The sequence below is a fragment of the Pseudomonas sp. LB3P58 genome (assembly GCF_054897895.1).
On the sequence record NZ_JBUBVE010000001.1, the window covers coordinates 6,128,784 to 6,154,852 of the forward strand.

General features: G+C 56.6%; 17 protein-coding genes, 2 tRNA genes, 4 rRNA genes and 1 pseudogene. 9 read left to right on the top strand and 15 right to left on the bottom strand.

Annotation, left to right across the window (positions count from 1 at the left end; genetic code table 11):
• Positions 1 to 4: 4 nt before the first annotated feature.
• The 9 genes from ACYZTZ_RS28650 to ACYZTZ_RS28690 all read right to left on the bottom strand — a co-directional run bounded on the left by ACYZTZ_RS28650 (position 5) and on the right by ACYZTZ_RS28690 (position 7,801).
• Positions 5 to 322: a DUF2388 domain-containing protein gene (locus ACYZTZ_RS28650; protein WP_462000374.1), complete on the bottom strand. Its 318-nt coding sequence runs from the start codon at positions 320 to 322 to the stop codon at positions 5 to 7.
• 107 nt (positions 323 to 429) lie between these two features.
• Complete coding sequence (locus tag ACYZTZ_RS28655; RefSeq protein WP_056738372.1) at positions 430 to 747, bottom strand: DUF2388 domain-containing protein; 318 nt, start codon at positions 745 to 747, stop codon at positions 430 to 432.
• Positions 748 to 891: 144 nt separating this feature from the next.
• The gene (locus ACYZTZ_RS28660) at positions 892 to 1,101 is read right to left on the bottom strand and encodes a DUF1127 domain-containing protein (RefSeq protein ID WP_046044837.1); all 210 of its coding nucleotides are present in this window, start codon (positions 1,099 to 1,101) and stop codon (positions 892 to 894) included.
• 258 nt (positions 1,102 to 1,359) lie between these two features.
• Positions 1,360 to 1,575: a DUF1127 domain-containing protein gene (locus tag ACYZTZ_RS28665; RefSeq protein ID WP_008154465.1), complete on the bottom strand. Its 216-nt coding sequence runs from the start codon at positions 1,573 to 1,575 to the stop codon at positions 1,360 to 1,362.
• A gap of 319 nt (positions 1,576 to 1,894) precedes the next feature.
• Positions 1,895 to 3,388 carry an acetyl-CoA hydrolase/transferase family protein gene (locus ACYZTZ_RS28670; protein ID WP_462000375.1) on the bottom strand — a complete coding sequence of 498 codons (1,494 nt, stop codon included), beginning with the start codon at positions 3,386 to 3,388 and terminating at the stop codon, positions 1,895 to 1,897.
• A 180-nt stretch (positions 3,389 to 3,568) separates the two neighbouring features.
• Positions 3,569 to 5,005 carry an NAD(P)(+) transhydrogenase (Re/Si-specific) subunit beta gene (locus tag ACYZTZ_RS28675; protein WP_462000376.1) on the bottom strand — a complete coding sequence of 479 codons (1,437 nt, stop codon included), beginning with the start codon at positions 5,003 to 5,005 and terminating at the stop codon, positions 3,569 to 3,571.
• On the bottom strand, positions 5,005 to 5,328 hold the full coding sequence (locus tag ACYZTZ_RS28680; RefSeq protein ID WP_003187010.1) for an NAD(P) transhydrogenase subunit alpha part 2: 324 nt from the start codon (positions 5,326 to 5,328) through the stop codon (positions 5,005 to 5,007). The genes ACYZTZ_RS28675 and ACYZTZ_RS28680 overlap by 1 nt, the downstream gene beginning before the upstream one ends.
• A 15-nt stretch (positions 5,329 to 5,343) precedes the next feature.
• Positions 5,344 to 6,465 carry a Re/Si-specific NAD(P)(+) transhydrogenase subunit alpha gene (locus tag ACYZTZ_RS28685; RefSeq protein WP_415758449.1) on the bottom strand — a complete coding sequence of 374 codons (1,122 nt, stop codon included), beginning with the start codon at positions 6,463 to 6,465 and terminating at the stop codon, positions 5,344 to 5,346.
• A 436-nt stretch (positions 6,466 to 6,901) separates the two neighbouring features.
• Positions 6,902 to 7,801 (bottom strand): LysR family transcriptional regulator, encoded by a 900-nt coding sequence (locus tag ACYZTZ_RS28690; RefSeq protein WP_462000377.1) that lies wholly within the window; start codon positions 7,799 to 7,801, stop codon positions 6,902 to 6,904.
• 157 nt (positions 7,802 to 7,958) lie between these two features.
• Between ACYZTZ_RS28690 and ACYZTZ_RS28695 the strand changes: the two genes are divergently transcribed.
• The 8 genes from ACYZTZ_RS28695 (at position 7,959) to rrf (ACYZTZ_RS28730) (ending at position 16,451) form a co-directional block, all read left to right on the top strand.
• Complete coding sequence (locus tag ACYZTZ_RS28695) at positions 7,959 to 9,140, top strand: acyl-CoA dehydrogenase (RefSeq protein ID WP_462000378.1); 1,182 nt, start codon at positions 7,959 to 7,961, stop codon at positions 9,138 to 9,140.
• A gap of 13 nt (positions 9,141 to 9,153) precedes the next feature.
• The gene (locus ACYZTZ_RS28700) at positions 9,154 to 10,374 is read left to right on the top strand and encodes a CaiB/BaiF CoA transferase family protein (protein WP_008154477.1); all 1,221 of its coding nucleotides are present in this window, start codon (positions 9,154 to 9,156) and stop codon (positions 10,372 to 10,374) included.
• A gap of 642 nt (positions 10,375 to 11,016) precedes the next feature.
• Positions 11,017 to 12,555: ribosomal RNA gene (locus ACYZTZ_RS28705) — 16S ribosomal RNA — on the top strand.
• 82 nt (positions 12,556 to 12,637) lie between these two features.
• Positions 12,638 to 12,714: transfer RNA gene (locus ACYZTZ_RS28710), tRNA-Ile, on the top strand.
• Positions 12,715 to 12,741: 27 nt separating this feature from the next.
• A tRNA-Ala gene (locus ACYZTZ_RS28715) sits at positions 12,742 to 12,817 on the top strand.
• Positions 12,818 to 13,053: 236 nt separating this feature from the next.
• Positions 13,054 to 15,945 (top strand): 23S ribosomal RNA (locus ACYZTZ_RS28720).
• A 168-nt stretch (positions 15,946 to 16,113) separates the two neighbouring features.
• Positions 16,114 to 16,229 (top strand): 5S ribosomal RNA (rrf, locus tag ACYZTZ_RS28725).
• Positions 16,230 to 16,335: 106 nt separating this feature from the next.
• Positions 16,336 to 16,451: ribosomal RNA gene (gene rrf, locus ACYZTZ_RS28730) — 5S ribosomal RNA — on the top strand.
• Together the 16S, 23S and 5S rRNA genes with 2 tRNA genes alongside form the textbook arrangement of a ribosomal RNA operon.
• A 156-nt stretch (positions 16,452 to 16,607) precedes the next feature.
• Here the strand turns inward: rrf (ACYZTZ_RS28730) and ACYZTZ_RS28735 are convergent.
• A pseudogene (locus ACYZTZ_RS28735) lies at positions 16,608 to 16,848 on the bottom strand (sigma-70 family RNA polymerase sigma factor); the annotation flags it as partial.
• Positions 16,849 to 17,084: 236 nt separating this feature from the next.
• On the opposite strand from ACYZTZ_RS28735, the gene ACYZTZ_RS28740 reads away from it, so the two are divergent.
• A complete protein-coding gene (locus ACYZTZ_RS28740) occupies positions 17,085 to 18,965 on the top strand; it encodes a methyl-accepting chemotaxis protein (RefSeq protein WP_462000379.1) in 1,881 nt (626 codons plus the stop codon).
• A 57-nt stretch (positions 18,966 to 19,022) separates the two neighbouring features.
• Here the strand turns inward: ACYZTZ_RS28740 and ACYZTZ_RS28745 are convergent, their stop codons facing one another.
• The 5 genes from ACYZTZ_RS28745 to ACYZTZ_RS28765 all read right to left on the bottom strand — a co-directional run bounded on the left by ACYZTZ_RS28745 (position 19,023) and on the right by ACYZTZ_RS28765 (position 26,041).
• Positions 19,023 to 19,490 (bottom strand): SRPBCC family protein, encoded by a 468-nt coding sequence (locus ACYZTZ_RS28745; RefSeq protein ID WP_462000380.1) that lies wholly within the window; start codon positions 19,488 to 19,490, stop codon positions 19,023 to 19,025.
• A gap of 31 nt (positions 19,491 to 19,521) precedes the next feature.
• On the bottom strand, positions 19,522 to 22,938 hold the full coding sequence (locus tag ACYZTZ_RS28750; protein ID WP_462000381.1) for an amino acid adenylation domain-containing protein: 3,417 nt from the start codon (positions 22,936 to 22,938) through the stop codon (positions 19,522 to 19,524).
• Between the two features lie 12 nt (positions 22,939 to 22,950).
• Positions 22,951 to 23,880 (bottom strand): diiron oxygenase, encoded by a 930-nt coding sequence (locus ACYZTZ_RS28755; protein ID WP_462000382.1) that lies wholly within the window; start codon positions 23,878 to 23,880, stop codon positions 22,951 to 22,953.
• The gene (locus tag ACYZTZ_RS28760) at positions 23,877 to 24,653 is read right to left on the bottom strand and encodes a DUF3050 domain-containing protein (RefSeq protein ID WP_462000383.1); all 777 of its coding nucleotides are present in this window, start codon (positions 24,651 to 24,653) and stop codon (positions 23,877 to 23,879) included. The genes ACYZTZ_RS28755 and ACYZTZ_RS28760 overlap by 4 nt, the downstream gene beginning before the upstream one ends.
• 677 nt (positions 24,654 to 25,330) lie before the next feature.
• On the bottom strand, positions 25,331 to 26,041 hold the full coding sequence (locus tag ACYZTZ_RS28765) for a GntR family transcriptional regulator (RefSeq protein WP_462000384.1): 711 nt from the start codon (positions 26,039 to 26,041) through the stop codon (positions 25,331 to 25,333).
• Positions 26,042 to 26,069 lie beyond the last annotated feature (28 nt).

The window sequence follows — 26,069 nt, forward strand, 5'->3', positions numbered from 1 at the left end:
ATAACTATTGGACGAGAATTGCCTGCGCCAGTTCAAGGTCGCTGACATGAAGTTTTGGCTGGGTCCGGCGCAGATAAATAAGGGCGGACTCCAGTTGTGCTCCTCGCAGTTGGCCGTCACTGGCGATGAACGCCGCAGCGTCATCCTGTGCCGCGACTAGCAGCTTACGGTCGAAGGGGGCGGAGGTCACCATGCTTGTGGCGTAGCCGGTAGCCACGATGCCTTGTGTAGACAGGTTGAAGGCGTCAAAGGCATGGGCCGAACCCACCCAGCAGGCAATGGCGAAAACCGGAGTGATTAACAGATTTGAAAGGAAACGCATGAGACTCGAAAGCTGAAGGCGAGTCGCAAGGCTAGCGCAACGCCCGGTCTAGAGCCAGCGCCGAAACATTGGGACACGGCGGGCGTGTCCCACGTCAGTGATGTCGCTTAGATCGTCAGTATGGCTTGCGCCAGTTGTGCATCGGTCGCGCTCAATTGAGGTGCCTGGTGGCGAATATGGTCGAGTGCGCTTTCCAGTTTCACGCCACGAATGGCGCCTTCGCTGGCCACGAAGCTGGCGGCGTCGTCACGGGCGGCGCGCACGATTTTGTCATCGCGAAAGGAAGAAGTGACATCGGAGGTCGCATCGGACGTGGCCTTGAGCGCATTGACGACGGTATCGGTGGTCACGATAAAGCTGGTGGCGTGGGAATTGGCAGCCACGGCAAGCAGGGCTGCAGCGCTGAGCAGACGAAGACGGGACATGGTGAAACTCCTTTGGAAAACCGATTGAGAGGTGGCGCAGTGTCTGTTGAATCAGACGCCAATCATGCGGCGTTCGCCACTTTCAATCTGGATATTAGGCCTATGAGTATCGGTTCGCACAGTCCCGTCTGTTCAAGTAGGAAGCTAGCGCCAGAACGGTTTGTCCAATTCGTTGAGACGATCCGCGTGGCTGATGTTCAGGTCTGAGAGCTGCCGGTCATTGAGTTGGCCCAATAAACGCCGGGTTCGAGCCCTTTCCAGGTTGTTGGCGAGACCCCTCAGCAATCTACGAACCCAGTGGGAGCGAGGCGTTGATTGAGGTGTGGAAGCGGAAACATCCAGTAAGTGATTCATGGCGCGGTCCTTTTGCTGGCAGTTCGGGATTTCATGGTGATCCCGTCCTCTCTTCCGCAACAGACACACTGCACTGAAATTGTACTGGTTCAGTTGTGCAAATAGTAAAACTGTACCTGTTAAGCGATAGCTCTACTGTATGACCCATGTTGAGGGTCCAAAACGACAAAGCCCGTCGTGGTTTCCCACGACGGGCTTTGTTTTTTCAATTTGGAGTGCTGGCGGTGGACCCGGTGGGTCAGAGCCAGCGACGCTAACTTAGCGCCAGAACGGCTTGCTCAGCTCTTCGTAGCGTTGTGCTTCGCTAATCCCTGCGTCAGCCAGCAGACGCGAATCCAGACGAGCCAGTTGATGGCGGCTGGAGATGCGGCGCTGCCACAGCATCAGGTTGGCGAGAACGCGAAGAGGCGTGGAAGCCTGGGTTTTTACAGCGTTGTCTTCGAAAAACAGCTCGGAACTGAGTGTACGTTCCATGGTTGACATCCTTCCGCTTATGGCGGGATTAGGTAGTGGTTTAACTGATGCCAATGATCCTCTCGTTTGGCCAGTCTCCCTAGATACAGTTCACCTGTATTGTGAGGGACCAGTTAACTGTTAAAGGGTGGTGTACTGGTCGAAATTGAGGCAACTGTACTTGTCTGCACTAATATCGTGCGTTTTTGGTTGGTTGACTCGAAAAGGTAGGCAATTAAGGTAGGAAAAGACCGGTACAGCAGTACAGTTTTATTCAGTATTTGATCTGGCAACAGCAGGCTGACGAAACTGTGTTTGCGTCAGCTGCTATCTGTACCAATTACACCGTGAGCATTCGCCCGGTTTCTTCCAGGTTGATGTGCCAGCTCAGGGCATCGCGCAGGATATGCGGCGTGTGCCCGCCGAGTGCGCACGCGGCTGTGAAGTAGTCATCCAGGGCTTGGCGATAGTCCGGGTGCACGCAGTTGTCGATGATGACCCGAGCGCGCTCTCGCGGCGCCAGGCCACGCAAGTCCGCCAGACCGATCTCGGTGACAAGGATGTCGACGTCATGCTCAGTGTGGTCGACGTGGCTGACCATCGGCACCACGCTGGAGATCGCGCCGCCCTTGGCGATCGATTTGGTCACGAAGATCGCCAAATGCGCATTGCGCGCAAAGTCGCCCGAGCCGCCGATGCCGTTCATCATCCGCGTGCCGCAGATGTGGGTGGAGTTGACGTTGCCGTACAAGTCGAACTCAAGCGCCGTGTTGATGCCGATGATGCCGAGCCGGCGCACCACTTCCGGGTGGTTGGAAATTTCTTGCGGGCGCAGGACCAGTTTGTCCTTGTAACGCTCAAGGTTGCCGAAAACATCGGTATTGCGACGGCTCGACAAGGTGATCGAACTGCCCGAAGCAAAGCTCAGCTTGCCGGCGTCGATCAGGTCGAAGGTCGAGTCCTGAAGCACTTCGGAGTACATCGTCAGGTCTTCGAACGGCGAGTCGATCAGCCCGCACATCACCGAGTTGGCGATGTTGCCAATCCCGGCTTGCAGCGGGCCGAGCTTGTTGGTCATGCGCCCGGCAGCCACTTCCTGCTTGAAGAAGTCGATCAGGTGGTCGGCAATGGCCTGGGTATCAACGTCCGGCGGCAGCACGGTGGACGGCGAGTCGGACTGATTGGTGATCACGATAGCGACGATCTTTTCCGGCGGAATCGGGATGGCAGTGCTGCCAATGCGATCGTCGACCTTTACCAGCGGGATCGGCGTGCGGGTCGGCCGATAGGTCGGGATATAGATGTCGTGCAGACCTTCGAGATTCGGATTGTGCGCCAGGTTGATCTCGACGATCACCTGTTTCGCGAAAATCGCGAAGCTGGCCGAGTTACCCACCGAAGTGGTCGGCACGATATGGCCCTGCTCGGTGATCGCCACAGCTTCAATCACCGCGATGTCCGGCAGCTTGAGTTGCTGATTGCGCAGCGACTCCACGGTTTCCGACAGATGCTGGTCAATGAACATCACTTCGCCGGCGTTAATGGCCTTGCGCAAGGTGCTGTCGACCTGGAAGGGCATGCGTCGTGACAGTACGCCAGCTTCGGTGAGCTGTTTATCGAGGTCGTTGCCCAGGCTGGCGCCGGTCATCAGCGTGATTTTCAGCGGGGTGATTTTGGCGCGTTCGGCCAATGCGTGGGGCACGGCTTTGGCTTCGCCGGCGCGAGTGAAACCACTCATGCCGACGGTCATGCCGTCCTCAATCAGAGCGGCAGCGTCAGCGGCGCTCATCACCTTATCCAACAACGAAGGCAAGCGAATACGATCACGGTACATGGATTGTTATCTCGGGCAACGAAAGCAAGGTGTGCAGTTTAGTGATTTCAAAAAAATTCCTCCCGCTACCATGGTCGAATGCAGAGCCCCGATTTAGAGCCTTTGGTCGGTTTTTAGCGGGCAATAAAAAACCCCAGCCTACTAAAGGCTGAGGTTTTGGGTATTGCGCTGGAGCAGGTTTTACTCGACGGCTTTGACCATGTCTTCGATGACTTTCTTGGCGTCGCCGAAGACCATCATGGTTTTGTCGAGGTAGAACAGCTCGTTGTCCAGACCGGCATAGCCGCTGGCCATCGAGCGCTTGTTGACGATCACGGTCTTGGCTTTATAAGCCTCGAGAATCGGCATACCGGCAATTGGCGATTTCGGATCGTTCTTCGCGGCCGGGTTGACCACGTCGTTGGCGCCGAGCACCAGCACCACGTCGGTCTGACCGAACTCGGAGTTAATGTCATCCATCTCGAACACTTGCTCGTAAGGCACTTCGGCCTCGGCCAGCAGGACGTTCATGTGCCCTGGCATCCGACCAGCCACCGGGTGGATCGCAAACTTCACGGTGACTCCCCGGTGAGTCAGCTTCTCCGCCAGCTCCATCAGTGAGTGTTGGGCGCGTGCCACCGCCAGGCCATAACCCGGAACGATGATCACGGTGTCGGCGTTGGTCAGCAGGAAGGTCGCATCGTCAGCCGAACCGGATTTCACCGGACGGGCCTCTTTCGAACCTGCCGGGCCAGCTGCCTCTGCCGTGTTGCCGAAACCGCCGAGCAATACGTTGAAGAACGAACGGTTCATCGCCTTGCACATGATGTACGAGAGGATCGCACCGGATGAACCCACCAGGGAGCCGGCAATGATCAGCATCGAGTTGTTCAGCGAGAAGCCGATACCTGCCGCTGCCCAGCCGGAGTAGCTGTTGAGCATCGAAACCACCACCGGCATATCGGCGCCGCCGATCGGGATGATGATCAGCACACCCATCACGAAGGCCAGGGCCAGCATGAGGGCGAAAGCACCGAGGTTGCCAGTCATCATGAAGGTGATGCCCAGGCCGAGCGTGGCCAGGCCCAACAGCAGGTTCAGCTTGTGCTGACCGCCGAACTGCACGGGTGCGCCCTGGAACAGGCGGAACTTGTACTTGCCCGACAGCTTGCCGAACGCGATCACCGAACCGGAGAAGGTGATTGCACCGATGGCCGCGCCGAGGAACAGCTCCAGACGGTTACCGGCAGGAATGGAATCACCCAGTTGCTTGACGATGCCTAGCGATTGCGGTTCAACGACAGCAGCGATGGCAATGAACACCGCGGCCATACCGATCATGCTGTGCATGAAGGCGACCAGTTCCGGCATTTTGGTCATTTCAACGCGCTTGGCCATGATCGACCCGGCAGTACCGCCGACCAACAGACCTACGATGACGTAGCCGATGCCGGCAGTCGCGAGCTCAGCCCCCAGCTTATAGACGAGGCCCACGGTGGTGAGGATCGCCAATGCCATGCCGAGCATGCCGTACACATTGCCGCGCCGCGACGTGGTCGGGTGCGACAGGCCTTTGAGGGCCTGGATGAAACAGATCGACGCGATCAAGTAGAGCGTCGTTACAAGATTCATGCTCATTACTTAGGCGCCTCTTCTTTTACTGCTTTCGGGGCTTTTTTCTTGAACATCTCAAGCATCCTGCGGGTAACCAGGAAGCCACCAAACACGTTGACCGCCGCCAGGGCTACCGCCAGGGTGCCCATGGTTTTGCCCAGAGGTGTGACGGTCAACGCCGCGGCCAGCATGGCGCCGACGATCACGATCGCCGAGATCGCGTTGGTCACCGCCATCAAAGGCGTGTGCAGTGCAGGTGTAACGTTCCAGACCACGTGATAACCGACATAAATCGCCAGCACGAAGATGATCAGGTTGTAGATACCGGGGGAGATAAGCTCTTCCATCGTCTGAATCCCTGCTTAGGCGTTTTTGCGGATGACTTGGCCGTCGCGGCACATCAGGCACGCGGCGACGATGTCGTCTTCGAGGTTGATCTCGAACTGGCCTTCTTTGTTGAAGACCAGCTTCAGGAAGTCGAGCAGGTTGCGCGCGTACAGTGCCGAAGCGTCTGCCGCGACTGCTCCGGCCAGATTGGTCGGGCCGCAAATGATCACGCCATTCTCGACGACGACCTGATCGGCCACGGTCAGCGGGCAGTTACCGCCCTGGGCTGCAGCGAGGTCGATGACCACCGAGCCTGGCTTCATCTGTGCCACGGTTTCCGCGCTCAACAGCGTCGGTGCCTTGCGGCCCGGGATCAGTGCGGTGGTGATGATGATGTCAGCCTGCTTGGCGCGTTCGTGCACGGCCAGGGCCTGACGTTGCATCCAGCTGGCGGGCATTGGTCGCGCGTAACCGCCGACACCAACGGCGCATTCGCGCTCTTCATCGGTCTCATAAGGCACGTCGACGAACTTGGCGCCGAGGGATTCGATCTGCTCTTTTACCGCAGGACGTACGTCAGACGCTTCGATCACTGCACCCAGACGTTTCGCCGTAGCGATTGCCTGCAAACCGGCTACGCCTGCGCCGAGAATCAGCACACGCGCCGCTTTCACGGTACCCGCAGCGGTCATCAGCATCGGCATGAAGCGTGGATAGTGGTGAGCGGCCAGCAACACGGCTTTATAACCGGCGATGTTGGCTTGGGAGGACAGCACATCCAGGCTCTGAGCGCGGGAGGTGCGCGGCGCGGCCTCCAGTGCGAAAGCGGTAATGCCGCACTCAGCCAGCTTGGCAATGGTTTCATTGCTGAACGGGTTGAGCATGCCCACCACAACGGTGCCGCTTTTAATCAGCGTCAGTTCGCTGTCGCTGGGGGCGACCACCTTGAGAATCAGCTCGGCACCAAACGCATCATTGGCGCTGCCAATAATTGCGCCTGCCGCTTCATAGGCACTGTCGACAACGCTGGCGTTAATGCCGGCGCCGCTTTGCACAGTGACCTTATGACCCTGGCCGATCAGCTTCTTGATGGTTTCCGGGGTTGCAGCAACCCGCGTTTCACCGGTCTGGGTTTCGAGAGGAACACCAATGTGCACGTCAAATCTCCTGCGTGATCTTATTGAGTAAACCCAGGCACTTCGGATGGTGCGGCTGGGGGCGGCCGATCAGCACGATCCCGCCAAATCAGGGCGGGGCGCGGCATTTTGCAGGCGAACTTAGTACCCTTCAAGGGTTTATGACGGGTGACGGAAAATTAACTACAAGTCACCCCGTGACCGAATGTCGCAACTGACCGGTTCAATCCCTTGCAGGCCGTGCCTTGTAAGGATTCTTGTAAAAAATGAAGAATTTACGCATCTGTCAGGTGAATGAGTCGTTATTGCTCCGCAATAGAGGCTCAAGGCCACGTTTTCAGGCTCTTGTGGGACGTTTGTACTGCTTGTCGGTACAGTCTTCGAATATGCGACAAATACTTATATCTGTAGTGCTTTGATATTGTTGACTACGTGGTCAGCTAATAACGCAAAGCCTTTATCCTTCTAGGCTGTAGCTCTGTGCCTGATTGACCAGCCAATCGCGAAATGCCCTTAAAGAGGCCGATTCGACCTTTCGCTCGGGAATCATCAAGTAGTACGCCTTGATGCTTGATAACGCTTGGGCGTTGGCAATGACCAGCCGCTTCTCGGCCAGTTCGCGTTGAATCAGGAACGGCGGAATCAGCGCTATTCCCATATCGTGCATGGCCGCTTGGGCAAGCATGGAGAATAGCTCGTAGCGCGGCCCTGTCATGTCTCGCGGGACATTTAGGTTTTGAGAGTTGAACCACTGGCGCCAGGCATAAGGGCGAGTGGTCTGCTGCAACAGGGGCAATTCGGCGATTTCGCCGGGAGACAGGGTTGTCTTTTTCCCCATGAGATTGGGGCTGCACACCGGCATCGGATTTTCGCCCATCAGCCTGTGGGATTCGGTACCCGACCAGTCCGCGTCGCCAAAATAGATCGCGGCATCGAAGTCGGTATCGGCAAACAGGAAGGGCCGCGTTCGGTTGGTGAGGTTGACCGTCACTTCCGGGTGTTTTTGCTGGAAATCCTTGAGTCGTGGCAACAGCCATTGAGTGCCGAAGGTTGGAACCACCGCCAGCTCGATCACGTTGGCACCTTGCTGGCCCATCACTGACAAGGTGTCCCGTTCAACGGCATCGAGTTGGGTGGCCACCCGGCGGCTGTAGGAAAGACCGGCCTCCGTCAGCTTGACTCCGCGCCGCGAGCGTCGGAACAGTTCTACGCTGAGGAACTCCTCAAGGCTGGCGATCTGTCGGCAAATGGCGCCTTGAGTGAGCGAAAGCTCCTGAGCGGCCTTGGTAAAACTTTCGTGGCGAGCGGCCGCTTCAAAGCTGATCAGGGCCGTTGTGCTGGGGATTTTCCTGCGCATGTACGTCAACCTCACTAATACATCGCATAAAAGCTATTTTGCGATGTTTCGGAGTGAGAAATTAGCACAACAGTATGCAAAATCCTCGTTTGCCGTAACGCCGAACCCGGCCTAGGATCAGCCCACGTTATTTGACCCGATTCGAGAGGACACACTCATGGGCGGTAAAGCTAGCTTCAACTGGATCGATCCCCTGCTGCTGGATCAACAGCTCACCGAAGAAGAACGCATGATCCGCGACACCGCTGAGCAATTCGCTCAGCAGAAGCTCGCGCCGCGTGTTCTCGAAGCTTTCCGCCATGAAAAGACCGACCCGGCGATCTTTCGCGAGATGGGCGAAATAGGTCTGTTGGGCGCGACCATCCCTGAGCAGTATGGTGGCAGCGGCCTGAATTACGTCAGCTACGGCCTGATCTCCCGTGAAGTCGAGCGTGTCGACTCCGGCTATCGCTCGATGATGAGCGTGCAGTCCTCGCTGGTCATGGTGCCGATCAATGAATTCGGTACCGAAGCCCAGAAGCAGAAGTACCTGCCGAAACTGGCCTCGGGTGAATGGATCGGTTGCTTCGGTCTGACCGAGCCTGACCACGGTTCCGACCCGGGCTCGATGATCACTCGTGCACGCAAAGTGGAAGGCGGCTACAGCCTGACCGGCAGCAAGATGTGGATCACCAACAGCCCGATCGCCGATGTGTTCGTCGTATGGGGCAAGGACGATGCGGGTGACATCCGTGGCTTCGTTCTGGATAAAGGCTGGAAAGGCCTGAGTGCTCCTGCGATTCACGGCAAGGTCGGCTTGCGTGCATCCATCACCGGCGAGATCGTCATGGACAACGTGTTTGTCCCTGAAGAAAACATTTTCCCGGATGTGCGCGGTCTGAAAGGTCCGTTCACCTGCCTCAACTCCGCACGCTATGGCATCTCCTGGGGTGCGCTGGGTGCTGCCGAGTTCTGCTGGCATACCGCTCGCCAGTACACTCTGGATCGCAAGCAGTTCGGTCGCCCATTGGCCGCCACTCAGCTGATCCAGAAGAAGCTGGCCGACATGCAGACCGAGATCACCATGGCGCTGCAAGGCTGCCTGCGTCTGGGTCGTATGAAGGACGAGGGTACTGCTGCGGTCGAGATCACTTCGATGATGAAGCGCAACTCCTGCGGCAAGTCCCTGGACATTGCTCGGATGGCGCGCGACATGCTGGGTGGTAACGGTATTTCCGATGAGTTCGGTGTTGCTCGCCACTTGGTCAACCTGGAAGTGGTGAATACCTATGAAGGTACGCATGACGTCCACGCACTGATCCTCGGTCGTGCGCAGACTGGCATCCAGGCGTTCTATTAATAGGAGAACGGCCATGGGCGCGCTTTCGCATCTACGGGTACTGGATTTATCGCGGGTGCTGGCCGGGCCTTGGGCCGGGCAGATCCTTGCTGACCTTGGCGCCGAAGTGATCAAGGTCGAGCGCCCGGGCAATGGCGATGACACGCGCGCCTGGGGGCCTCCCTTCCTGAAAGACGCTTATGGCGAGAACACTAGCGAGGCCGCCTATTACTTGTCGGCCAATCGCAACAAACAATCGGTCACCATCGACTTCACCCGGCCTGAAGGGCAGAAGCTGGTGCGTGATCTGGCGGCGAAGTCGGACATCCTGATCGAGAACTTCAAGGTCGGTGGGCTGGCAGCATATGGTTTGGACTATGAGTCTCTAAAGGCGATCAATCCGAATCTGATCTATTGCTCGATTACCGGGTTTGGTCAGACTGGCCCTTACGCCAAGCGCGCGGGTTATGACTTCATGATCCAGGGACTGGGCGGTCTGATGAGTCTGACGGGGCGACCCGAAGGGGATGAGGGTGCCGGGCCGGTGAAAGTCGGCGTGGCGCTGACGGACATCTTGACCGGCCTCTATTCGACCGTGGCGATCCTGGCAGCGCTTGCGCATCGGGATCATGACGGTGGCGGTCAGCATATTGATATGGCGCTGTTGGATGTTCAGGTGGCTTGTCTGGCTAACCAGGCAATGAATTACCTGACTACGGGCAATGCTCCGAAGCGCCTGGGTAATGCTCATCCGAATATTGTGCCTTATCAGGACTTTCCTACGGCGGATGGAGACTTCATCCTCACCGTGGGTAATGACGGGCAGTTCCGCAAGTTTGCTGAAGTGGCTGGTCAGCCGCAGTGGGCAGATGATCCACGCTTTGCGACCAACAAGTTGCGGGTGGCGAATCGTGCTGTGCTGATTCCGCTTATTCGCCAGGCGACGGTGTTCAAGACGACTGCTGAGTGGGTGCTGCAGCTGGAGCAAGCAGGTGTGCCGTGCGGGCCGATCAATGATCTGGCTCAGATGTTTGCGGATCCTCAGGTTAAGGCGCGCGGGTTGGCGATCGAGCTGCCCCATGTGCTGGCCGGGATGGTACCGCAAGTGGCGAGTCCGATTCGTCTGTCCGAAACGCCTGTGGAGTATCGCAATGCGCCTCCTCTATTAGGGGAGCATACGCTGGAGGTTCTGCAGCGGGTGTTGGGTCTGGATGCCGGCGTTGTGGCGGCATTCAAAGAGGCCGGGGTGCTCTGAGGATTTCTTCTATATAGGGGGAGTGGTTTTACTCTCCTATATAGAGAGGAAGCGGGCTGTTTTCCGCCGCTCTGCAAGTGTTTGATAGAAAAGCGTAATTAAGGGTTGACGGCAGATTCTGGAAGTCTATAATTCGCCCCACTTCCGGCGCAGTCGAAACGGAAAACTCCTTGGTAAACAATGAGTTACGCAGTTTTCGACAGCGAGTTGCTTCAGGTTATCGAAGCCCAGAAGGAGTCGGTCAGGCAGGGTGGTTTAGCTTGATTGACGATTCGATCTTCTCGGTCGAAAGCGGTGTAAAAGAGGTGTTGACAGCAGCGAGTAACGCTGTAGAATTCGCCTCCCGCTAACGAGAGATCGAAAGCGCAAGTGGTTGAAGTTGCAAAGGAAACTTTGAAAACTTCGGAAAATAACCGCTTGACAGCAACAGAGGCTGCTGTAGAATGCGCGCCTCGGTTGAGACGAAAGATCTTAACCAACCGCTCTTTAACAACTGAATCAAGCAATTCGTGTGGGTGCTTGTGGAGTCAGACTGATAGTCAACAAGATTATCAGCATCACAAGTTACTCCGCGAGAAATCAAAGATGTAACCAACGATTGCTGAGCCAAGTTTAGGGTTTCTTAAAAACCCAAAGATGTTTGAACTGAAGAGTTTGATCATGGCTCAGATTGAACGCTGGCGGCAGGCCTAACACATGCAAGTCGAGCGGCAGCACGGGTACTTGTACCTGGTGGCGAGCGGCGGACGGGTGAGTAATGCCTAGGAATCTGCCTGGTAGTGGGGGATAACGCTCGGAAACGGACGCTAATACCGCATACGTCCTACGGGAGAAAGCAGGGGACCTTCGGGCCTTGCGCTATCAGATGAGCCTAGGTCGGATTAGCTAGTTGGTGAGGTAATGGCTCACCAAGGCGACGATCCGTAACTGGTCTGAGAGGATGATCAGTCACACTGGAACTGAGACACGGTCCAGACTCCTACGGGAGGCAGCAGTGGGGAATATTGGACAATGGGCGAAAGCCTGATCCAGCCATGCCGCGTGTGTGAAGAAGGTCTTCGGATTGTAAAGCACTTTAAGTTGGGAGGAAGGGCATTAACCTAATACGTTGGTGTCTTGACGTTACCGACAGAATAAGCACCGGCTAACTCTGTGCCAGCAGCCGCGGTAATACAGAGGGTGCAAGCGTTAATCGGAATTACTGGGCGTAAAGCGCGCGTAGGTGGTTTGTTAAGTTGGATGTGAAATCCCCGGGCTCAACCTGGGAACTGCATTCAAAACTGACAAGCTAGAGTATGGTAGAGGGTGGTGGAATTTCCTGTGTAGCGGTGAAATGCGTAGATATAGGAAGGAACACCAGTGGCGAAGGCGACCACCTGGACTGATACTGACACTGAGGTGCGAAAGCGTGGGGAGCAAACAGGATTAGATACCCTGGTAGTCCACGCCGTAAACGATGTCAACTAGCCGTTGGGAGCCTTGAGCTCTTAGTGGCGCAGCTAACGCATTAAGTTGACCGCCTGGGGAGTACGGCCGCAAGGTTAAAACTCAAATGAATTGACGGGGGCCCGCACAAGCGGTGGAGCATGTGGTTTAATTCGAAGCAACGCGAAGAACCTTACCAGGCCTTGACATCCAATGAATCTGCTAGAGATAGCGGAGTGCCTTCGGGAACATTGAGACAGGTGCTGCATGGCTGTCGTCAGCTCGTGTCGTGAGATGTTGGGTTAAGTCCCGTAACGAGCGCAACCCTTGTCCTTAGTTACCAGCACGTAATGGTGGGCACTCTAAGGAGACTGCCGGTGACAAACCGGAGGAAGGTGGGGATGACGTCAAGTCATCATGGCCCTTACGGCCTGGGCTACACACGTGCTACAATGGTCGGTACAGAGGGTTGCCAAGCCGCGAGGTGGAGCTAATCCCAGAAAACCGATCGTAGTCCGGATCGCAGTCTGCAACTCGACTGCGTGAAGTCGGAATCGCTAGTAATCGCGAATCAGAATGTCGCGGTGAATACGTTCCCGGGCCTTGTACACACCGCCCGTCACACCATGGGAGTGGGTTGCACCAGAAGTAGCTAGTCTAACCTTCGGGAGGACGGTTACCACGGTGTGATTCATGACTGGGGTGAAGTCGTAACAAGGTAGCCGTAGGGGAACCTGCGGCTGGATCACCTCCTTAATCGACGACATCAGCTGCTCCATAAGCTCCCACACGAATTGCTTGATTCATTGAAGAAGACGATAAGAAGCAGCCCGAAATTGGGTCTGTAGCTCAGTTGGTTAGAGCGCACCCCTGATAAGGGTGAGGTCGGCAGTTCGAATCTGCCCAGACCCACCAATTTTGTGTGGGAACCTGTAGAAATACGGGGCCATAGCTCAGCTGGGAGAGCGCCTGCCTTGCACGCAGGAGGTCAACGGTTCGATCCCGTTTGGCTCCACCACTAACTGCTTCTGTATTGTAAAGCTTAGAAATGAGCATTCCATCGTGACGATGGTGAATGTTGATTTCTGATCTTTAAGATTAGATCGTTCTTTAAAAATTTGGGTATGTGATAGAAAGATAGACTGGACAGCACTTTCACTGGTGTTGTTACAGGCTAAGGTAAAATTTGTGAGTAATTGCGAATTTTCGGCGAATGTCGTCTTCACAGTATAACCAGATTGCTTGGGGTTATATGGTCAAGTGAAGAAGCGCATACGGTGGATGCCTTGGCAGTCAGAGGCGATGAAAGACGTGGTAGCCTGCGAAAAGCTTCGGGGAGTCGGCAAACAGACTTTGATCCGGAGATGTCTGAATGGGGGAACCCAGCCATCATAAGATGGTTATCTTAAGCTGAATACATAGGCTTAAGAGGCGAACCAGGGGAACTGAAACATCTAAGTACCCTGAGGAAAAGAAATCAACCGAGATTCCCTTAGTAGTGGCGAGCGAACGGGGACTAGCCCTTAAGTGGCTTTGAGATTAGCGGAACGCTCTGGAAAGTGCGGCCATAGTGGGTGATAGCCCTGTACGCGAAAATCTCTTAGTCATGAAATCGAGTAGGACGGAGCACGAGAAACTTTGTCTGAATATGGGGGGACCATCCTCCAAGGCTAAATACTACTGACTGACCGATAGTGAACTAGTACCGTGAGGGAAAGGCGAAAAGAACCCCGGAGAGGGGAGTGAAATAGATCCTGAAACCGTATGCGTACAAGCAGTGGGAGCCCACTTTGTTGGGTGACTGCGTACCTTTTGTATAATGGGTCAGCGACTTATTTTCAGTGGCGAGCTTAACCGAATAGGGGAGGCGTAGCGAAAGCGAGTCTTAATAGGGCGTCTAGTCGCTGGGAATAGACCCGAAACCGGGCGATCTATCCATGGGCAGGTTGAAGGTTGGGTAACACTAACTGGAGGACCGAACCGACTACCGTTGAAAAGTTAGCGGATGACCTGTGGATCGGAGTGAAAGGCTAATCAAGCTCGGAGATAGCTGGTTCTCCTCGAAAGCTATTTAGGTAGCGCCTCATGTATCACTGTAGGGGGTAGAGCACTGTTTCGGCTAGGGGGTCATCCCGACTTACCAAACCGATGCAAACTCCGAATACCTACAAGTGCCGAGCATGGGAGACACACGGCGGGTGCTAACGTCCGTCGTGAAAAGGGAAACAACCCAGACCGTCAGCTAAGGTCCCAAAGTTATGGTTAAGTGGGAAACGATGTGGGAAGGCTTAGACAGCTAGGAGGTTGGCTTAGAAGCAGCCACCCTTTAAAGAAAGCGTAATAGCTCACTAGTCGAGTCGGCCTGCGCGGAAGATGTAACGGGGCTCAAACCATACACCGAAGCTACGGGTATCACTTAGGTGATGCGGTAGAGGAGCGTTCTGTAAGCCTGTGAAGGTGAGTTGAGAAGCTTGCTGGAGGTATCAGAAGTGCGAATGCTGACATGAGTAACGACAATGGGTGTGAAAAACACCCACGCCGAAAGACCAAGGTTTCCTGCGCAACGTTAATCGACGCAGGGTTAGTCGGTCCCTAAGGCGAGGCTGAAAAGCGTAGTCGATGGAAAACAGGTTAATATTCCTGTACTTCTGGTTATTGCGATGGAGGGACGGAGAAGGCTAGGCCAGCTTGGCGTTGGTTGTCCAAGTTTAAGGTGGTAGGCTGGAATCTTAGGTAAATCCGGGATTCTAAGGCCGAGAGCTGATGACGAGTTACCCTTTGGGTGACGAAGTGGTTGATGCCATGCTTCCAAGAAAAGCTTCTAAGCTTCAGGTAACCAGGAACCGTACCCCAAACCGACACAGGTGGTTGGGTAGAGAATACCAAGGCGCTTGAGAGAACTCGGGTGAAGGAACTAGGCAAAATGGCACCGTAACTTCGGGAGAAGGTGCGCCGGTGAGGGTGAAGCATTTACTGCGTAAGCCCATGCCGGTCGAAGATACCAGGCCGCTGCGACTGTTTATTAAAAACACAGCACTCTGCAAACACGAAAGTGGACGTATAGGGTGTGACGCCTGCCCGGTGCCGGAAGGTTAATTGATGGGGTTAGCTAACGCGAAGCTCTTGATCGAAGCCCCGGTAAACGGCGGCCGTAACTATAACGGTCCTAAGGTAGCGAAATTCCTTGTCGGGTAAGTTCCGACCTGCACGAATGGCGTAACGATGGCGGCGCTGTCTCCACCCGAGACTCAGTGAAATTGAAATCGCTGTGAAGATGCAGTGTATCCGCGGCTAGACGGAAAGACCCCGTGAACCTTTACTATAGCTTTGCACTGGACTTTGAATTTGCTTGTGTAGGATAGGTGGGAGGCTTTGAAGCGTGGACGCCAGTTCGCGTGGAGCCAACCTTGAAATACCACCCTGGCAACTTTGAGGTTCTAACTCAGGTCCGTTATCCGGATCGAGGACAGTGTATGGTGGGTAGTTTGACTGGGGCGGTCTCCTCCTAAAGAGTAACGGAGGAGTACGAAGGTGCGCTCAGACCGGTCGGAAATCGGTCGTAGAGTATAAAGGCAAAAGCGCGCTTGACTGCGAGACAGACACGTCGAGCAGGTACGAAAGTAGGTCTTAGTGATCCGGTGGTTCTGTATGGAAGGGCCATCGCTCAACGGATAAAAGGTACTCCGGGGATAACAGGCTGATACCGCCCAAGAGTTCATATCGACGGCGGTGTTTGGCACCTCGATGTCGGCTCATCACATCCTGGGGCTGAAGCCGGTCCCAAGGGTATGGCTGTTCGCCATTTAAAGTGGTACGCGAGCTGGGTTTAGAACGTCGTGAGACAGTTCGGTCCCTATCTGCCGTGGACGTTTGAGATTTGAGAGGGGCTGCTCCTAGTACGAGAGGACCGGAGTGGACGAACCTCTGGTGTTCCGGTTGTCACGCCAGTGGCATTGCCGGGTAGCTATGTTCGGAATAGATAACCGCTGAAAGCATCTAAGCGGGAAACTAGCCTCAAGATGAGATCTCACTGGGACCTTGAGTCCCCTGAAGGGCCGTCGAAGACTACGACGTTGATAGGTTGGGTGTGTAAGCGCTGTGAGGCGTTGAGCTAACCAATACTAATTGCCCGTGAGGCTTGACCATATAACACCCAAGCAATTTGATGCTCCTAGTTGAAGAAACGAAAGAGGCCAGATTGCGGTGTGTGAAGACGAAACGAACCGAAAGTTCGAGATACTCACAAAACACCTGCTGTCACATACCCAATTTGCTGAAGCGAGACCAACAGGTCGCGACTCAGTACCCGAATTTCTTGACGACCATAGAGCATTGGAACCACCTGATCCCATCCCGAACTCAGCAGTGAAACGATGCATCGCCGATGGTAGTGTGGGGTTTCCCCATGTGAGAGTAGGTCATCGTCAAGATTAAATTCCGAAACCCCTATCTGCGTATGCAGGTAGGGGTTTTGTTTTAGTAGAAGTCACCAGTTTTGCTGGCACGTTACGCTGTAACGGGCTGGTCACAGAATTTCTTGACGACCATAGAGCATTGGAACCACCTGATCCCATCCCGAACTCAGCAGTGAAACGATGCATCGCCGATGGTAGTGTGGGGTTTCCCCATGTGAGAGTAGGTCATCGTCAAGATTAAATTCCGAAACCCCTATCTGCGTATGCAGGTAGGGGTTTTGTCGTTCTGGGTTCGCTAAACGCTCAAAAGGGCAATCAGCTGTAAATGGGCGAGATGCAGCACCTGCTGATGCGGTTCACCGCGCCGTTTCAGCGACAGGTTATCTACAGGCATCAGCGATACCGCGCGTCGGCCGCGTAGCGCTCCACTGAACGCAGAGACAAACCCATTTGCTCGGCGCTTTCCAGCAACTCAAGCACTAATTCCCGCGCTTCGACATTCCGAGTTTTGGACTCGGGTAAATGGGCGATGATTCCAGGCGGGCGCGTTCGTTTTTTCACGGCGCTAATGGTCGATCACCAGACCACAGGCAATCCTTCACAGAAAGGCGCGGGGAATTTGTAACTGCCGCACGAACAACCGTCATCACAAAGGGGCTGATCAGGCGCTCTGGCACGCCGTTCGGCGGGTATCTGATACGAATACCGACCATTTCGTACAAACGCCTAAGTTTTCTCCGGTTTGTGCCGACAGCCTGATGAGACATGCGTGCACCAAAGTAGAGCGGCCCCAGAGCCCTGCCTGCGCTGTTACTTGGAATGTTGCAACCCGGAACGCATCCCCACTTTTTGCATAAGAAGTCCCATGAAATGAATCTCAAATTCAGCCATAAAATCCTTCTGGCCGCCTCCGGCGTCGTGGTGCTGGCTTTTGCGTTGTTCACTTTGTACAACGACTATCTGCAGCGAAACACCATCCGTCAAAACCTTGAATCCAGCGTCCAGCAGGCCGGCGATCTGACCGCCAGCAGCGTGCAGAACTGGATGAGCGGCCGTGTGCTGGTACTGGAAAACCTCGCGCAAAACGTCGCCCATCAAGGTGCCAATGCCGACCTCCCGGGGCTGGTCAGTCAACCGGCCCTGACCTCGAACTTCCAGTTCACCTACGTGGGCCAGGCCAACGGCGTGTTTACTCAGCGCCCGGACGCGAAGATGCCTGACGGTTACGATCCGCGTCAGCGTCCCTGGTACAAACAGGCTGTGGCTGCCGACAAGACCATGCTGACCCCGCCTTACATGGCTGCCGTCGGTGGCCTGGTGGTGACCATCGCCCTGCCGGTGAAAAAGAACGGCGAGTTACTCGGTGTGGTCGGTGGTGACCTGAGCCTGGAAACGCTGGTGAAGATCATTAACTCGGTGGATTTCGGTGGCATCGGCCACGCATTCCTGGTCAGCGCCGACGGTCAGGTGATCGTCAGCCCGGACAAAGACCAAGTGATGAAAAACCTGAAGGACATCTACCCGAACGCCGGGGTGCGCATCGAGAAGGGCAATCAGGAAGTCACCCTGAACAAGCAGGACCGCATCCTTTCGTTTACTCCGGTCAGTGGTTTGCCGAATGCCGAGTGGTACATCGGTCTGTCGATCGACAAGGACAAGGCCTACGCGCCACTCAGCCAGTTCCGCACTTCTGCGCTGATCGCGATGTTCATCGCCGTGACGGCCATTGCCGTGCTGCTGAGCCTGCTGATCAACGTGCTGATGCGTCCGCTGACCACCATGAGCCGTGCGATGCAGGACATCGCTCAAGGCGAGGGCGACCTGACCCGGCGTCTGGTTGTGGAAAGCAAAGACGAGTTCGGTGAGCTTGGTGGTTCGTTCAATCAGTTCGTGGAGCGAATTCACGCGTCGATTTCCGAAGTGTCGTCGGCCACCCGCCAGGTTCACGACCTGTCGCAGCGGGTGATGGCTTCGTCCAACGCCTCGATCGTCGGTTCCGACGAGCAAAGCGCCCGCACCAACAGTGTGGCCGCGGCGATCAACCAGTTGGGCGCCGCCACCCAGGAAATCGCCCGCAACGCCGCCGATGCTTCCCAACACGCCAGCGGCGCGAGCGAGCAGGCCGATGACGGTCGTCAGGTGGTGGAGAAAACCATTCTGGCGATGACCGAGTTGTCGCAGAAAATCAGCCTGTCCTGCACGCAGATCGAAACCCTGAATGCCAGCACCGACAACATCGGGCACATTCTGGATGTGATCAAAGGCATCTCCCAGCAGACCAACTTGCTCGCGCTCAACGCGGCCATCGAAGCGGCCCGCGCTGGTGAAGCCGGTCGTGGTTTTGCGGTGGTGGCGGACGAGGTGCGTAACCTCGCTCACCGTACTCAGGAATCGGCGGAGGAGATCCACAAGATGATCACCTCGCTGCAGATCGGTTCTCGTGAAGCGGTGACCACCATGAACGCCAGTCAGGTCTCCAGCGAGCAGAGCGTCGAAGTGGCGAACCAGGCCGGTCTGCGACTGGTCAGCGTGACCCAGCGCATCGGCGAAATCGACGGTATGAACCAGTCGGTGGCCGCGGCGACCGAAGAGCAGACGGCGGTTGTGGAAACCCTCAACGTCGACGTTAACCAGATCAACCTGCTGAACCAGCAAAGCGTGGCCAACCTCAATGAAACGTTGAAGGATTGCGATGCGTTGTCCCTGCAGGCGAACCGGTTGAAGCAGTTGGTTGATAGCTTCAAGATCTGATCAAACGATGTAAAAGAAGCCCGCTGTGGAGTGATCCACAGCGGGCTTTTTCATGCCTTACGCAAACAGCTTCTGCACATTATTCATCGAGTCATCGGCAAAACCCTGCACGAAATCCGTGAACCCCGGCAACGCCTCCGCGCCGCCCTGTGCGGGTTCGGCGATGATGGTCCAGGTCGCTCGGGATTTGCCCGCGCCCAACGGTTCAACACTCATCGCCGCCCACAAATTGGCCACGCCCAAGGTGTTGTAAATTGTGGTCCAGGTCATGTTCAGCGCCTGGTCATCCCGGGAGTTGAGTTGCTCGACCACCAGGTTGCCGTCCTTGAAGAATTTCTTGCGCAGGGACGACACGCCTTCACCGGTCATCTCGATGTGCGACAGCGCCGGAATGAATTGATCGAAGCCGGCAAAGTTACCGACCACCGCCCAGACCTTCTTGGCATCGGCCGGCACTTCCACCGAGGACACCACGTGGCAGCCTTGAGGATTCTTGATCAGGGTATCGGGTTGCAGAGTGCTCATGGTCTTGCTCCATTCTTGGGGTTGGGTTGAATCAGATGAAGTTGATTTCTTTCAGGTAATCGCAGCCGCGACGTAGCAGCGCCGGGGATTTTTCCGGGTAATGCGCGCCCATCTGCCGTACGCCCGCCTGGGCGTTGGCGTGGCCGATCATTGAGATGTCGCCGATGTCTTCCTCGAAGCCGTTTAGGTAGAAACCAAGCACGCCGAACAACGCGTTGTCGCTGTCGACCCGGCCCAGTTGCTGCTGCCAGTCGGCGACGCTGACCATGGAAAACTTCCGACCCGCCTCACGAAATGACGCGACGTAGTTGTCCCAGCTCAGAGGCTCGGGGTTGTGCAGGTTGAACACCGCTTTTTCGGCTGAATAACGGCTGGCATGGAAGGCGATGAAGCGGGCTAGAAAGTCCACCGGCATCAGGTCGAAATTCAGCGCGAATTCCGGCACCTGGCCGAGCTGGATCGAGCCTTTGAGCATCAGCATCAAGCGATTTTTGTGAGGCTGGCAGACACCGGTGAGGCTGTTGAAACTGATGTTGCCGGGGCGGTAAAGATTGACCCGTACGCCACGTTCGCGAGCGCGTTCGAGGATCCGCTCACCGACCCATTTGGACAGGTTGTAGCCGTTCTTGATGTAGATCGGCGGGGTCTGCGCGGCGGGCAATTCCAGCACCCGTCCATCGGCGGCAATCGTGCTGGAAGCCGAGAGCGTCGAGACGAAGTTGAAGATCTTCTTGCTGCGCCCTTCGCACAACCGAAGGCACTCGAAAATCGGCTCGACGTTGTCCCGCGCCAGCGACTCGTAATCGAGTACGTGATTGACGTTGGCGGCGTTATGCACCAACGCGCCGAACTGCCGATCCAGTCGCTCGTAAACATCCGCTTCGAGCCCCAATGACGGACGCGTAATGTCCGCCGCATAAACCCGCACCCGACTCAGGTCCAGATGCTCCAGACGGTTTTCTCGCAGTGCATGGGTAAACCGCTCGGCCGCTGATTGCCCACCGCCGTCGCGCACCAGGCAGGCGACTTCGCTGGCGCCCCAGGCGAGCAACGCTTCGACGATGTGCACGCCGACAAAGCTGTTGGCGCCGGTAACGATCACCTTGTGCACATCGCCCATGCGGTTGACTGGCAACGGCTGGATATCCAGTTCGCGGAAGGCATCGGCCAAGGCTTTTTCGCTCAATACCTCTTCGGTGCCGGAGCCGCGCACCAAGGTCGCCAACTTGGTGATGGTCGGCAATTCGATGAAGCGGTTGATCGAGATGCTGCGACCGAATTCCTCACGCAGACGCAACAACATGCGCGACAGCAGGATCGAGTGGCCGCCCAGATTGAAGAAGCTTTCGTCGGTGGAAATATCGCTGGCCGGCAGCTCCAGCAGCTCGGCCCAGATCTCCAGCAACAGCGCCTCATCGACACTGGCGGGCAAGCGCCGCAGCGTGTTTTCGGACACATTCACGGGCATCGCCAGCAGCGCCTTGCGGTCGACCTTGCCGTTGCTGGCGAACGGCATGTTCGGCAGTTCGGTCCACGCTGTGGGCTGCATGTAATCCGGCAGAAACTGTATCGAGTGAGCTTTCAGCGCTTCGCGAGCGGTGCCGGGTTGATCCTCCTGAGGCTGCGCGAGGAAGGCCAGAATCCGGCGCTGGCTGTCGATAACCACCGCCACCTGGCGGTACAACTGACTGTCGCGCAGGCAGCGCTCGATCTCTTCCGGCTCGACCCGAAAGCCGCGAATCTTCACCTGATTGTCGCGCCGCCCGCACAGCTCGATGCCGTCGCGGGTCCACTTCGCCATGTCGCCAGTGCGGTAGGCGCGCAGGCTCTGGCCATTCGGCAGGCTCAGGTTCAGATAACGTTCAGCGGTCTGCTGCGGGTTGTTCAGATACCCCAGGCACACGCCCGGCCCGACGATGTACAACTCACCGACAGTCTGTTCGGCCACCGGTTGAAAATCCTCATCGAGAATCAACACCTGACTGTTAGCGATAGGCGCGCCGAGGGTGCGGTTGCTGTCGCCGTCGCGCAGTTGCCGCGCGGTAATCAACACCGTCGCTTCGGTCGGGCCATAGAGGTTGTAGAGGTTGCCCTGACGGGTGAGCTGCTCGATGACGTAGGGTTCGCAGACATCGCCGCCGGTCATCACGTGATCGAGGCATTGCAATTGATCCAGCGGCAGGATGCTCAACAACGCCGGCGGCAAAAAGGCATGGCTCAGTTGTTGATGGCGGATCAGCTCGACCAGTTGCAACGGGTCGCGGCGCTGATCGTCGCCGGGCACGATCAGTTCGGCGCCCTGGAGCAGGGTCGGGAAGATATCGATCAGCGACGAGTCGAAACTCAACGACGAAAACTGCAGTACCCGGCTCTGTTCGGTCAGCTGCACATAGTCGGCGTACCACGCGGTGAAGTGCGCGAGGTTGGCCTGGCTGAGCAACACGCCTTTGGGATGGCCGGTGGTGCCCGAGGTGTAGAGCGCCATGCACGGCGCGTCTGGATCGGGTCGTTGGCGCATCAAGGGTTGATCGAGATCCACGTCACCGATGTCGATGCGGCTGATGTCGAGTCCCGGCATTTGCGCCGCGAGCGGATGCTCACCGTCATGCAGCAAAAACACTGCCCCGGCGTTTTCCAGAATGTACTGCTGACGTTGCAAGGGATGGCTCGGTTCCAGCGGCAGGTACACCGCGCCACTGCCAAGAATCGCGAGAATCCCCGCATACAACGCGCTGCATTTTGGCAGGCAGATTCCGATCACCAACGGCCCGTGACGCTGAGCGATCAACGGCTGCAAACGCTGCTGGATGGCGCGGCTGTGGGCGTGCAAATGCCGATAGCTCAGGGATGAGCCGGCAATGTTCAGCGCGGGTCGTTCAGCACACTGGATGAAACGCCGCTCAAGGCGCTCGATCATCGGGATTTGGCTGAGCGCCAGCAGCGCGGGTGCTTCCGTGAGATTGAGCTGATGGAAAAACGCGAGGTTCTCCAAATAGAGCAGGTTTTCCACGTGCTCGAAGCAAGTGGGAGCAGCAGTACCGGCCAATAGAAAATAGTCGGCATCGCGAGAGAAACGGCTGACCAGCAGCGCCACGTGATCGACCAGTTCTGCCACTGCTCGCAGGCGCAATGCCTGGCCGTTGCCCGAAGGTTCGTCGGTGATCGGCACGCGAGTGAACAGCGTTGAACCGTACGTGCACAGCACGTCCAGCGGCGGCAGGCCAGAAACCCCAGGCACACCGATACCCAGCTGCAGCGTCAGTCGCGGCGTATCGCCGACGTCTTGAACAGGCAGGCTGGCGTCGTCGATCAGCAAATCAGCGTTACCCAAAGGCTGCTCGTCGACGGCTGTCAGGCGCACCAGAGAATGACCATGTTGTTCAAGTTCCAGCGCCAGGTCGGTCAAGGCCTGGCTGTGTCCGATGAGCAGAATGTCGAGACGTCTCATGATGGCTCCTCGTTAAACCAGGTAATCGCTGAGGGCGTCTTGCACGCACGCCGAATCGAGCAGCGAACTGCTGCGGAAAAACCGCACGATGTTGGCGACCAGCGGGTGATGGCGATTGATCGGGAAGGCCAGCCCCGACACTTCGCTCTTCAGTGCGTGGCGCGCGCCATCGCTGATCTGCAAGGAATCGATCAGCCGGAAGTCGAACGACTTCTGGATGTCGTTGGTCAGGTAATGGCTAATGAACACCGGCAGGATCTGCGCGATGCACCGGCGGTCGTCTTCGCTCGCGGTGTGCCAGTAGATGCGCACCAGCCGCGCCCAGAATCCGGAGTGGCGACCTTCGTCGAGCAAGTGGTCGGCCATCAGGCCCTTGATCGACTGCTTGACCGTGTCGTCCTTGGCGAACGCCGCAACATCCCCGGTCACGGTGTTCTCGGCGATGGCCACGCAGATCAATTCCACGGCGCTGCGCAGGTGTTCCGGCGCGAGCGCCACGGCCGCTGGAATGGCTCGGCTGAGCTCGATTTCATCTGGCAGTTCGATGGGCGTGATGCCGGTCATGGCGACGGTCTGTTGCATGAAATCCATCGCCACGAGTGCGTGGTAATCCTCGTCCACCACCACGGTCATGGCGTCGTAGCGGCAGGCGAACGGGAAGGCCACGGCGAAGCGATTCTTGGCGATGCTGCGGGCGGTCTTGTCGACGATTTCGGTTTCGAAAATCACCACGTCGTTGATGAATTTGTAGAGCGTCTGCACCAGCGCAAAGTCGCGCTGATCCGGGCATTCGCGCAGGAAGGTTTCGCTCAGTACCAACGGTTGGCGGCTCAATGGGTAGATCAGCTTGTCGTCGTTCTCCAGCACGCGCCGGGGGCGGGTACGGATGGTCGCGCGGCTTTCCCAGGCGTCGGCGAAGGATTGGTAGTCGGCGGCGTTCATGCGTTCACCTCGGCAACCGGTTCGCTCATGCTCAGGCGCAGGCCGTCCCACAGGGCGATGCGGCTTTCCACGGCAGCGATGGCGCTGGCGTAGACGTCTTCCTCGCGTTGCGGATCGCCATTGACCAGTCGGGCGAGGAGTTTTTCAGCGGCGGGGCCGTGGTCTTCGGAATCGACTTCGATGTGCCGTTCGAGGTAGTAACGGAAGGTCGGCGCCTGTTCGATGCCGATGCCCCAGTCATCAAGAATTCGCTGGAACATCTGCGGGATGACGCTCTCGCGACCATGCAGAAATGCCGCCGCAACGCTGTGCCCCGGCGCATGCAACGCGGTGTGCAACGTGTTGCGCACGAACTGCGCTGCCGCCGGATCGACGTCCACGCTTTGCAGTGCCACGTCGTAACTCACGCCTTCTTTTTGCAGCGCGACGAAGCGTTCGACCACCACCGTGCTGGCGCCAACTTCGCGCATCGCATCCAGGTACAACTCGAAATGGCTGTAGTGACCGTGAGCCGGACGATCATCGGACTCTTCACCCAGCACGATCTCGTTGATCAAACGCGCCGCCTGCGGATCTCGCGGTGGCAGCCAGGGCAGCTGGACGCAGGTCAGTTCCTGTTGCAGGCGTTTGGTCAGTGACATGAAATCCCATACCGCAAACACATGGGTTTCCATGAAACGTTGCAATACCGACAGTGAGTTGATTTCAGAAAAGATCGGATGAGCGCTAAGTTCTGCTTTCTTCTGGTTGAGGCGGTCTTTAGTCGATTTCATGGGCGAGCCTATAAGTGAATTGGATATACCGTTGGGTTTTAATGAATAAGCGATCGTTAGTTAAAGCTTTCTGCTGGCGAGCGGATGCCTCAAACGAATTGATATGGGCAAGTTGAAATACGTCGTTAAGAGACGGCCTGGCGCCAGTGTTCAAGGCGGCGGAGAAAAACTAATACATGAATAAAGTGTCGAGCAAGTTATTTTTATATTATTTAAAAGTTTAACTTTCTCGCGCGCGACAAGTTCCAATAAAACTTTTCATTTGAGTTTTATTTGGATGTAGTTACTCCTTCCGGCTTATATAAGTCAGAATTAAAATAAAGAGTGAATGCCTCACTCGAAGTAACTTTCTAACTGAATCGTTGAAGTGAATTGAGGGGGCGGAAGTTGACTGGGATCAACGTCGGTTCTTCCTTTCCCGTGGCAAGACTCCTTCCGTAGGTTCTTGGTGCGGGGACTGCTCCGCTCGTGCGGTGCGTCGCCCGTTCATTGTTTGTTGGCAGCCCAAGAGTGAGCGTAAATCACGACAGCCGCTATCACCGGCGCGTCATCGACTCGGAGTCATTGTTGGTCTTGAGAGGGGTAATTCGAGGGCAGGGCTTTGGAGAGGGGCGCAGCACAGCGCGGCAAGCGAGAGCGAGCAGTTCGATCTGCTCGCTCAGGCTTGCCGGCGCGGTTTACTTGGAGGTTTTCTTGTTCAGCGCTTCGGGGCTGTTGAGGTAGCGTGTGATGACCTCGACGCCCCGGTTGAGGTGTTGTTCGAGCAACTTCACCGCGCGCTCGACGTCCCGGTCTTTGACGGCCAGCAACAGCGCCCGGTGGTCTTCCTGGGACAGGTTGCCCAGGCCCATGGCTTCCAGGTTGAAGCGCAGGAAACGCTCTTCTTCGTTCAGCCCGTCTTCCACCAGCCTCAATAGCCGTTGGTTCGGCGCCTTGCAGTACAGCGCCATGTGGAAGAGCCGATTGAGCCGGCCGATTTCGGTGTAGTTGTTTTGCGTTTCCAGTTCGTCGATGTAGCGGGCAGCCTGTTCGAGATCCTCATTGACCAGTAACGGGATCGACAGGCGCAACGCTTCGGATTCCAGCAGGATCCGCAGCGCGTAGGTTTCCACGGCATCACCCTGAACCAGCGGTGCGACCACGGCGCCTTTATGGGCGATGACGTTGAGCAGCGCCTGAGCTTCGAGCTGGCGCAAGGCTTCGCGCACCGGCATGCGGCTGACACCGAAAAGATCGGCCAAATCTTGCTGACGCAGGGCGGTGCCGCAAGGTATGCGACCGTCGAGAATGGCCGAACGCAGGGTTTCTTCGATCACCGAGCGTGCCAGATGAGCGGGAATCGGCCCGTTGACCTTGATGCTGTTCAGAGGATTGGGCTTCTGTGTCACAACTACGCACCCTGTTTGACTGAAATGA